Annotated in this window: 8 protein-coding genes and 1 pseudogene; 4 read left to right on the top strand and 5 right to left on the bottom strand. The window is 64.2% G+C overall.

Annotated features, from left to right (window positions below):
* Positions 1 to 702, top strand: a 702-nt coding sequence (locus H7I57_RS33110; protein WP_264028513.1) for a cytochrome c biogenesis CcdA family protein, incomplete at its 5' end; no start/stop codon positions are given.
* Positions 703 to 816: 114 nt separating this feature from the next.
* Entirely contained in the window at positions 817 to 2,832 is a 2,016-nt protein-coding gene (locus tag H7I57_RS33105; RefSeq protein ID WP_264028512.1) for a bifunctional copper resistance protein CopD/cytochrome c oxidase assembly protein, read from the top strand.
* Between the two features lie 309 nt (positions 2,833 to 3,141).
* On the opposite strand, the gene H7I57_RS33100 is transcribed toward H7I57_RS33105, so the two are convergent.
* Both H7I57_RS33100 and H7I57_RS33095 read right to left on the bottom strand, forming a co-directional pair.
* Entirely contained in the window at positions 3,142 to 3,771 is a 630-nt protein-coding gene (locus tag H7I57_RS33100) for a hypothetical protein (RefSeq protein ID WP_011896128.1), read from the bottom strand.
* A gap of 118 nt (positions 3,772 to 3,889) precedes the next feature.
* A complete protein-coding gene (locus H7I57_RS33095; protein WP_372510502.1) occupies positions 3,890 to 4,024 on the bottom strand; it encodes a DUF3703 domain-containing protein in 135 nt (44 codons plus the stop codon).
* Between the two features lie 395 nt (positions 4,025 to 4,419).
* Between H7I57_RS33095 and H7I57_RS33090 the strand changes: the two genes are divergently transcribed.
* Positions 4,420 to 5,181 (top strand): serine hydrolase, encoded by a 762-nt coding sequence (locus tag H7I57_RS33090; RefSeq protein WP_011896127.1) that lies wholly within the window; start codon positions 4,420 to 4,422, stop codon positions 5,179 to 5,181.
* Here the strand turns inward: H7I57_RS33090 and H7I57_RS33085 are convergent.
* The gene (locus H7I57_RS33085) at positions 5,178 to 5,840 is read right to left on the bottom strand and encodes a methyltransferase family protein (RefSeq protein WP_048471953.1); all 663 of its coding nucleotides are present in this window, start codon (positions 5,838 to 5,840) and stop codon (positions 5,178 to 5,180) included. The genes H7I57_RS33090 and H7I57_RS33085 overlap by 4 nt on opposite strands.
* A gap of 1,211 nt (positions 5,841 to 7,051) precedes the next feature.
* Positions 7,052 to 7,312, bottom strand: coding sequence for a low molecular weight phosphatase family protein (locus tag H7I57_RS33070; protein WP_011896123.1), 261 nt, complete (start codon positions 7,310 to 7,312; stop codon positions 7,052 to 7,054).
* A 129-nt stretch (positions 7,313 to 7,441) separates the two neighbouring features.
* On the opposite strand from H7I57_RS33070, the gene H7I57_RS33065 reads away from it, so the two are divergent.
* A complete protein-coding gene (locus H7I57_RS33065; RefSeq protein WP_049777491.1) occupies positions 7,442 to 7,621 on the top strand; it encodes a hypothetical protein in 180 nt (59 codons plus the stop codon).
* Between the two features lie 32 nt (positions 7,622 to 7,653).
* Here H7I57_RS33065 and H7I57_RS34035 read toward each other — a convergent pair.
* Positions 7,654 to 8,338: pseudogene (locus H7I57_RS34035) on the bottom strand (NlpC/P60 family protein); the annotation flags it as partial.
* Positions 8,339 to 9,775 lie beyond the last annotated feature (1,437 nt).

The raw sequence follows: 9,775 nt of genomic DNA, 5'->3' as shown, positions 1-9,775 counted from the left end.
GGGTTGGTGTCGTTCGCATCGCCCTGCGTCGTCCCTCTCGTGCCCGGGTACCTGTCTTACCTCGCCGCGGTGGTCGGCGTGGATGACCAGGCGCGTGCCCAGCCGCTGGCCAGGGCACGTCTGCGGGTAGCGGGGGCCGCGGGGCTGTTCGTTGTCGGCTTCACGGCGGTGTTCCTGATGGGAACCGTCGCGATTCTGGGTCTGACGACGACGATCATCACCAATGGAGTGTTGTTGCAGCGCATCGGCGGAGTCGTCACGATCGTGATGGGTCTGGTGTTCATGGGTTTTTTCCCTGCGCTGCAACGCGACGCACGCTTTACTCCCACGTCGTTGTCCACCCTGTGGGGTGCGCCGGTACTTGGGGCGGTGTTCGGGCTGGGCTGGACCCCGTGTTTGGGCCCGACGCTGACGGGTGTGATCGCTGTCGCATCTGCCAGCGAGGGGCCCAACGTCGCTCGCGGAATCGCACTCGTCGTCGCCTACTGTGTGGGCCTGGGCGCTCCGTTCGTGCTATTCGCGCTGGCATCCGGCCGGGCGATGCGGGCACTGGGCTGGCTGCGCCGAAACACCCGGCGAATTCAGGTCTTCGGCGGCGTGCTCCTCGTCGCGGTCGGCATCGCCCTGCTGACCGGGCTGTGGAACGAGGTGGTGTCGTGGGTGCGCGATGCGTTCGTCACCAACACCACACTTCCGATATGACGCAGTCGCGTTCGAGCGCACCGCGCCGTCGCTCTCCCCGGGGATCCATGTGCTGATCGTGAACCGCCGGAGCCGTGACGGTGAAAACATCGCGGGATCGGAGTGGGGGCGGTGATGGCGACGTCTGCCGCTCCCCGACGCTGGGTGGTGCGGGTTGTGTTGCTGGGTGTGGCAACGATTTCGGGCGTTACCGCCGCGGCGATCGGCGCTTTAGCGTTGCCTGAGGTTCTTGCGGTGACCGGGCTCAGCGATCCGGGGCCCTTCACTACCTACGGGCTGTCGTTCGTGCGCGCCGCCGGAGAGATCGCTGCGGTGGTGGCGATCGGACACTTCTTGTTCGCGGCGTTCCTCGTGCCGCCGCAGCCCAGTGGAGTACTCGACGTCGACGGTTACCGGGCGCTTAGGGTGGGCGGTGCCGCTTGTGCGGTATGGGCTGTGTGCGCTGCGCTGTTGGTGGCGCTGACGATCTCCGACGTGTCGGGGGTACCGTTGACCGAGCTCACCCCGCTGGACATATGGTCGGCGGCCGACCTGGTCGAAACCAGCGCGGCATGGCGCACCACCTCGATTCTGGCGGCGTTCGTCGCCGTAGCGAGCCTGACGGTGCTGCGCTGGTCGTGGACTCCCGCACTACTGGCGGGCGGCCTGATGACGTTGATGCCGCTGGCCGTGACGGGGCATTCCTCATCGGGCGGCTCACACGACATCGCGACCAACAGTCTGATCATTCACCTGGTGGCCGGGACATTGTGGGCGGGCGGATTGCTGGCGCTGCTCGTGCACACGCTGCGAGATGGCAGCCACACCGACATAGCCGCCCGGCGGTTCTCGGGTCTGGCGCTGTGGTGCTTCGCGGCGATGGCCGTGAGCGGAATCGTCAACGCGGCGGTCCGGATCGACGTGTCAACCATGCTGGACAGCAGCTACGGGCTCCTCCTCGTGGCGAAGGTGACGGCGCTGGTCGGCCTCGGTGTGATCGGCTGGCGACAGCGACAGACGTCGATCGTTGCGCTGCAGCGTGATCCGACGTCGCGCCGACCCCTTCTTCGGCTCGCACTCACAGAAGCCGCCCTGTTCGGCGTCGCAATTGGAGTGGCGGTCGGGTTGGGTCGCACGCCACCGCCGCCCGCGACGCGCGAACCGCTTCCGGCTGAGGCTGCGCTCGGCTTCGATCTCGCCGAGCCGCCGACGATCGCCCGGGTGTTCGTGGAATGGCGATTCGACCTGATCTTCGGCACGGCGGCGTTCGTCATCGCCGGTATCTACCTTGTTGCGGTGTATCGGCTGTCTCGCCGCGGCGCCCCGTGGTCAACGCGGCGCACCGTGTCGTGGCTGATCGGTTGCCTCGCTTTGCTATTCGCCACTTCATCAGGACTNGTGTATCGGCTGTCTCGCCGCGGCGCCCCGTGGTCAACGCGGCGCACCGTGTCGTGGCTGATCGGTTGCCTCGCTTTGCTATTCGCCACTTCATCAGGACTNGGCATGTACATGGCGGCAACGTTCAGCATGCACGCCGTCGCTCAATTGATGCTCACGATAGTGGTGCCGGTGTTGCTCGTGCAGGGCGCACCGGTGNCCCTCGCGCTGAATGCATTGCAGGCAGTCGATCCCAACGGGGTGCCTGGTCCCCGCGAATGGCTTGTCAGCGCGCTGAATTCGTCGCTCGTGCGTTTCATCGCGCATCCGTGGACGGCGCTGGCACTTCTCGTGGTGGGCGTCTACGGGCTTTGCCTCGAAGCGGTCTTCGATGCCGCCGTGAGCGAACACGGCTCGCACATGCTGATGATCGGGTACTTCTTAGTCAGCGGTTCGCTGTTCTTCGCCGCCGTCAGCGGTGTCGAGCCGGTGCCACGGTTGATGCCCAAGCGGGGCCGGATCGCGATCCTGTTGTTCGGGCTTTCGCAGTTCGTCATTGCTGGGCTCGTGGTGATGAACATGCGCGAGGTTCTCGGCGACGTCTTCTACCGCTCCTTAAAACTGAGCTGGCATGCGGACTTGCTGAGCGACCAGCGGCTAGGAGGCCAAATGATCGCTGCCGGTGGGCTTCTGGCCGTGGGGGTGGCGCTTGCGGTGCTGATCCTCCAGCGCCGCGGCTCGACTGCGATCGAGCAGAGGACGAACGGCGCCTAGCCACGGCTGGCGGACGGTGTACCGCACCGTCGGCACAACGGCCTGCATCGCGTTGGTCCTTGGGCTGAGCGCGTGCAGTGAAACCTCAGATCGGAGAACGACATGACATCCATAACCTTTGAACTACTTCCGAGTGGGATGCTGCCGAGGTTGAACTTCACGATGCCACCGCTGTGATGCCGGCCGCCGCAAAGACACACGTCGTCGGAGAACTAGCTTCTGACGAAGGGCACATAGCGGGAAAAGCCGTTGTCGCCTTGGGCAAGACACCGAGCTATCAACGGATGTCACCGCAATGGTGGACTTGACCTATGAGGTGTCACGGAGGCGTTGGATCGGGCGCTGCCCTGGGGACGCGGATTCGACGGATGGCCCGCGAGTGAGTCGCCACATTCCCCACCAGGCGACGGGAGCGAGAGCGACGACGGTCCACATTCCGGGCACGTAGCCGGCCCCGGAGGGATCGAGCCACGGGAACACCAGAAAGTGCGCCAACTCTGTTAGGCCCAACGAGGCGAAGAACGTCCATGCCAGGTATCTGCCGATCGGGCGGCCGCGCCCCATGAGGACCGGAACCAACAGCCAGGCGCCCGCAGAGAGGGCAACGAGCAGCACCACCGGCACCGAGTTCACCGCAGGCGTCGGCACACCCGTGACAGCCGCCAGGAATGCGAAGAACCCCGTCTGCTTCTCTTCGACGCGGTGGGCCAGGAACAACAACAGGGCGATCCAATACGGCGCGCGAATGTCGGCCCATCCGCCGCCACTCGGCCACACCAGCCACAGAAGCAAGCCCCCGACGAACCCGGCGGTGAAGATGAGCATGGTTGCTAGCCCGAGCGCCCAATACCCCACGCTCAACGCCGCGGCTGTTAGCGCGACTGCGGCGGCAACGGTCGGCCACGGCCGAGCGTTCTGGTTCGACGTCGTGACCGCCATCGTTCTCTGATCCTTCCGCCCGCTCACGAGTGCGGCACGATCGGTGGGCGCGGCCATCGGGGTCGTGAGGCCCGCGTCGACGCGTTGTTGCCCGATAGCGACCTGGGCGCTGCGACGATCACACGACTAGCTGGCCGAGTGCTTTGAGAAGGTCTCGTCGACGCAGCGCCAAAGCTAGCATCGACGCGTGATTGCATGTGTGTAGCCAAGGGTCCGGTTGGGAGACGACGTGTGCCCGTTCCAGATGTCGCATCCGCCGCTCGCTGGTTGTGTGCGCTTCGCGGGGGCCATCTCCCGCCAATACGCCTCCGGGCGGTGGCGCGGCGCGTCACGCTGCGTCCGATCGGAACACGCAACGAGTGTGCGCAATGCTGCTCAACACCCAATCCATTTTGGCAGAACGTCGATTCGCCCCGGTGAAGGCGTTTGCGGTCGCACCGTCACGGATAGTGTCTATTTTAGCGGGTCGACCCGTCACGGGAATTTGTGGCTTTCGCAGCGGTGACGGCACACCTGCCATCCGCGGGGCTGAATGTACGTAGATACATAGTAGGAACCGCGGTGTTTGTCCGGCGTGCCGTGGGCCCTGATGTCCGTGGGGACTGACAAGCTACACAGGTGAAGGCCGTCGTCTCCGGACTTGTCGCTATGACCGTGTTGCTGTGCGTGCCGGCGCCCGCGGCCGCCGCGGAGATCGGACAGCGCATCGCGCAGGCAGACGCCTACCTAGCTACTCGTCCGGGCACGGTGGGCTATGTGCTTCGCGACCGGATGACCGGACAGGCTCACCGCAACGGGGCGGCCACCACGATGATATGGACTGCATCGACCATCAAGCTGGCGATGGTGGTTGATCTGTTGACTCGGGCACGCGCCGGCCAGATCGCCTTGACCCCGGCCGATCGGCAACTCATGGCCGACATGATGCACTCATCGGACAGCGACGCTGCCGATACGCTTTGGGAACGCTACAGCGGACCAGACAACATGGCGTTCAACCGCAACTTCGCCACGTACGGACTCACTAACCTGCAACCGCAGCAGGGGTTCAGCGGCACGTACCCGTACTGGGGTTTCCAGAAGGCCACGAGCGAGGACCTCGACCGGCTGATGAATTACACCCTCACCAGCTTGCCTGCGGCCCAGACCGCGGCGATCGTGTCGGAGATGCAACACCTCGACGCCAACCAGCAATGGGGAGTGTGGGGAGCGGGCGCGGCCATGATTCCCGGCAACAAGAACGGGTGGTCCCAAGAGCAGGGCGGCTGGGTCGTCAACAGCGTCGGTTTCGCCGGCCCTCAGCAGCGCTACACATTGGCGATCATGAACTCGCTCAACGGGGAAGGCGGCTACGGCGATGGTGTGGAAACGACCACGCGGCTGGCGCGGATTCTGCTGGCTTCCGCTTAGTGGGATTCACCGCCAACGGTCCTAGGAAAGCGTCCCAGTACGGGAAGAAACCGGCCGACAGCTTGACCGTAGGACCGGTAGGCGTCACCGTGCGTGCGTATGAGGTAGGGCTCCTCCACCACGCGGACCTGCAATTCGATCGCCACGACCAGAAGAATGAGTGCAGCCAGCGCAACCACGTTCGGGACCATCAACGCGACGCCGGTCGCGAACGACAGCATCGCCGTGAAGATCGGGTTGCGCACGACCGCGAACGCGCCGCGGCGCACCAGAGTCGTGGACTCCTGCGCATCCACGCCTATCCGCCACGATTCACCCATGTCGTTTTGCGCACACAGTGTCCCCGCGAGACCCCCGAGCGCCAACACCGAACCCAATGCCTGAAGCCCCCAGGCCTCGATAGCAGCGATTGGGGCTAGCACGCCAAACACTTGCAAGGCTGGTGCGAGGAGGCCGAGCAGCATGGCGAGGACGAAGCCGACGCCGGCGGCCCATTCCGGTGAGCCCGGCCGGCCGCTGATTCCGTGGAAACCGGTGGAGCCAGTGAGTCGATATTGGCGCCAACTACGCCACCCGAACCCGAGTGCGACGAACGTCAAATACAGAACCAGAGCACCTATCGCAGCCACCGCAACCACCTCCAGCTCAAATATATGCATACATTGCAATATGTGCAACTATCGAAGTGTGTCGGCAACTATTAGAGGACGTCGGTGATCCGCGTGCCGGCGCTAACTCTCGATGACGCGAATCGCGTATGGCGTCATGCTCCCGGTTCTATCCGGTGAGACCTTCACCGGGACAACGGTTCTCTGGTGTGGAAAGTCCGTGCCTGGGAGGTGGAGTCCGCTGCCGATGACACCACGGGCTCTTTTACGCCACGATTGACGCATGAGAGTGGAGATTGTCTATTTCGAAGGGTGCCCGAATTGGCGGGAAGTCGGTGTCCGTGTGGGCGCGGCAGCAGCAGGCCTGGTCGACGTTGAGATCACGTATCGGCGGGTCACTACAGACGACGAGGCGGCGTCCTTGCCGTTTGCCGGCTCTCCAACCATGCTCCTCGATGGCACAGACGCTTTCGACGATGCGGTGCCGGTGACGGAGTTGGCGTGCCGGGTATATCAGACCGATGCCGGTTTGAGGGTCTGCCGACGATTACCCAGCTCTCCGAGGCGTTGCGGCGGCGGCTGCCGTTCGACTGATTGAGGCTTGCGGGCAGCCCAATCAGGACGATTGGGTGAGGGATGTGCTCCCAGCGTTCGAGAACTCCGGCGATCGGTGGGAGGGTGGCGGGTGACGGCGAAGTTGCCCTGCCGCGGGCTGGGTGTCGGGCGGTGGGGTCGGTGAGCGTTGCGTGCAGGCGCTGGACGCGATCATCGAAATGCGTATCAACCACTTTCGTTCGATGCCGTCGATTTCGCGTTCGGAAGATTTGTCGGTGTCCCAGTTCTTCACCCGGGTGCCCGGCCGCGGGTCGAGCTTTGTTTCTCGGCCGAGGGTGACTACCAGGTCGACCCTGCGGGCCAGCTCAGAGCCCGCGGACGTGGGTTACTCTCTGGTGACGTCGACGCTCACCTCCAGCAGGGCTTGGGCAAACAGATCGCTGACCGCGGCGCCGGCTGAACACGTCCACGGTGTCGCCGGCGAGTTTGGCGGATGAGACCCGCAGCAATTTGCGATTTACCGTCGTCGTTGACGCAGACGAACGACACGGAAGGCCTTGAGGAGTCGGTCATTCTGGGGTTGAGGCCTAACGTGCGGTGACGTGGAGTTCGGTAAGCAAGCGCCTAACCCGTTCTTGGAGGTCGTCGCGGATCCGCCGTACCGCGGCGACGTCTTGGCCTTTCGGGATGGGGCAGTTTCCAAGTTCTCATAGCGTTTGCCGGGGAAGATTCTGGCCGGCATGTTCGCAGACCATGGTGATCACCGCTGTCGGCGGCCTAGACGATTTCGTCGGTCCAGGCTTGACGAACTCGCCGGTGATGTCGATGCCAACCTCGGCCATCGCCTGCACCGCCGATGGGTTGATGCGGCCACCGGTCTCCACCAGGGGAAGTTCGTCGTCGACGACCAGCGCGGTATCCCTTCGCGTGCTCAGGCCCTGCGCCCCGGGTGGTGCTCGATGCTCCATATGGCGCCCGTTGATGCGGCCCTGATTGATTGCCCGAGCGGCCCGGCCCGATCTTCAGCAGATCTTTACGAGACACATACCGATTGCGTCCTGCAAAAGGGTGACCCTGAACGTGGAGGAAGGCCTGACATGCGTTGGCTGATGGACGTTTGCCCGAACAGTCTCGGGTGGGAAGCGCGGCTGATTCTGTGCGCCGTCGTCGTCGTGCTGTGGGGCGTCGCCTTTGCCGGCGCCGTGGCGCTGTTCCCCGCCGCGCCGCCGCGCCACACCGAGCGGCGGGAGGCGGGAGGCATCTCAGGGGCGGATTGATGCGCCAACCGCGCAGTGGTCGCCGCGAGGTGTCAGTACTCGATCAAGCGGATGGCATAAGGCGTCATGCCGGAGCTGCACACGGGGGAGATCTTGACGACGGACCTGATGGGGGGAGCTTCGATCAACAGGCCGCCGCCGAGATACATAGCTCGTGCTGGCGCGTTCGAGCCGTAGAAGATGAGGGCACCGCGGCGCATCTGTGATGAAGGATTCTTGCGGCCCGCGCTGTATTGCGATCCGGCGAAATGGTCGCGTTGATACCGACGCCGGCGAAGGCATACTGCATGAGTCCGCAGCAGTCGAAGCCCAGGGCGTTGGCCCCCTGAGCGATGCCTCGCGAGGGACCGTTGGCGTTGCCGCCGCCCCACGAGTTTGGGGCATTCCGAGTTGTGACATGGTTCGACGGATCACGAACTGTGATGCCTGGCGACCGTGGAGGCGCAGAATGCCTCTGTTGGTTATGGCGGGATCTGCCGCGGCGGTCACGGGAGGGATGCCCCGCTTGGTGAGGAAGGTTCGGCCTATGCCGGCAGTCAGTTGTGCGCAGAAGTTGCCACGATCTCCAAGACCGCCGGATGATGGCCACCGGGTCGCCCGCGACGTTGGCGCTGGGCATCACCGGCAGCGTTGGTGTCCCACAAAGCTAGCCTCGGCGCCGTCCGCCGGCGACGAGTTGCTGCGGTCGTCGGGTGCCGGCATGGCTCCGGGCTGAGGGACAGTGGGCGCCGCCGCGGTAGCTGCTACCGGCAGGGAGGCACCGAGTCCGGCTCGCGCCCAGTCACGTTGGGCGCGACAGCGACGCCGACCGCACCATCAGTTACGCACGCCTTCGAGTGTCGGTATGGGCAAGTTCCTGAGGCGGTGAAGCCGTGTGTCCTTGCCGTTGGACCATAGCGGCGCGGTCGGGCGGGACGGGCACGGGGTATACCAGCCTTCCTGATGTAGCCGCCTACCCGGTGTGGTTTGCGCGGTCTGTGAGCCCTTCGAGCATTCCGCGGCGCAGATGGGTGGAGTTGAGATCTTTGCGGCCCGTCATCAGCCACGCGGGTTACGGCGGCCAGCTTACGGTCCTTGCAGGAACGACTCCAGGCGAGATGTCAGCGGTTGACGCCCTGCGATTTCTTGGACAACCGTTCGGTTCTAGGATTCGACATTCGGATGGCAAAACCCGACTGACATTTCGATGGCGCTGCCACGGTTGTACCTGGTCGGGGCGCGGACAAGTGACACGCAGTTCGGCAACTTACATGTTGCGCGGCGGCGTTGTAGATTGCCATTCTCGATGGCGGCTTGCCATTTGAGATGGCGGGAGTTGGCGGATCCGCCATCTGTATGGCAAATCGTCGGCTGTTGAGTCTCCGAGTGATGCGTTGCAATGGGGCTGCGCGGCCGAGAAATTCCTGCTCGCTATTGCTTTGTCTCCAGCTGGAGGCGCACGCTTCTTGGACGCCCTGGTGGCGGAGCAGTCAAATGTTGGCGTGGGATGGTTCAGCTATCGCAGCCACGGCCGCTGAGCGGTCGTCGGCGAACCTTCTGTTCGGAGGCTGATGACAGCCTCTCACCAGATTCCTGTGCGTCCTACTGAGTTGCATAGTAGATTGTGGACCCGTCAGGTGAGGTGGGACCGATACCGACGAAGCACCGTGGCGGAATCCTGTCGGGGGATTCCGCCACAATGTCGCTTCGAGCGAGCTGCCGAAGCGGCCGTCCCACTGGCGTCTAAGCCAGAGGTTGCGCGTAGTTTGCGGTAGGTCGCCGCTTAAGTACGTATCCGCATGTCGCCAACACCGGTAGTCAGTCGCTTGAATCTGGGCGCCCGCCCTTCTGGTATGTCGCCCCGCCGGATCGGCAGTTGGTCGGCCCACCAACTACTATGTGGGTACGTAATGACCAGGAGTGCGACCCGACGGATTGTTGTGATGAAAGTGTTGACTGGACGCCGACATGTAGCGGTGCTGAGCGTGTTCTCGGCTGTCGCGGTACTCGTGACGGCATCGCAGACGAGTGCGCTCAAATCTCGGCTGTCGAATACCGTGACTGCGCCCGGTGCTGTGGAGGTTGAGCAGACGCCGCAGGCCGCACCCGGGCCTCCCGCAATCGAGATTCTCCCCCGCACAGGCGCGAGCGATGTGGTCCCTGTCGGAGCAGTGA

This window comes from Mycolicibacterium pyrenivorans (assembly GCF_025821625.1).
In the GTDB taxonomy this organism is placed as follows: domain Bacteria; phylum Actinomycetota; class Actinomycetes; order Mycobacteriales; family Mycobacteriaceae; genus Mycobacterium; species Mycobacterium pyrenivorans.
This window is presented reverse-complemented; position numbering and strand designations above follow the sequence as displayed.

Coding starts and splice junctions, on each gene's coding strand:
- H7I57_RS33100 (WP_011896128.1), bottom strand. CDS start 3,771: ATGGCGGTCACGACGTCGAACCAGAACGCTCGGCCGTGGCCGACCGTT.
- H7I57_RS33095 (WP_372510502.1), bottom strand. CDS start 4,024: ATGCGACATCTGGAACGGGCACACGTCGTCTCCCAACCGGACCCTTGG.
- H7I57_RS33090 (WP_011896127.1), top strand. CDS start 4,420: ATGACCGTGTTGCTGTGCGTGCCGGCGCCCGCGGCCGCCGCGGAGATC.
- H7I57_RS33085 (WP_048471953.1), bottom strand. CDS start 5,840: ATGCATATATTTGAGCTGGAGGTGGTTGCGGTGGCTGCGATAGGTGCT.
- H7I57_RS33070 (WP_011896123.1), bottom strand. CDS start 7,312: ATGGAGCATCGAGCACCACCCGGGGCGCAGGGCCTGAGCACGCGAAGG.
- H7I57_RS33065 (WP_049777491.1), top strand. CDS start 7,442: ATGCGTTGGCTGATGGACGTTTGCCCGAACAGTCTCGGGTGGGAAGCG.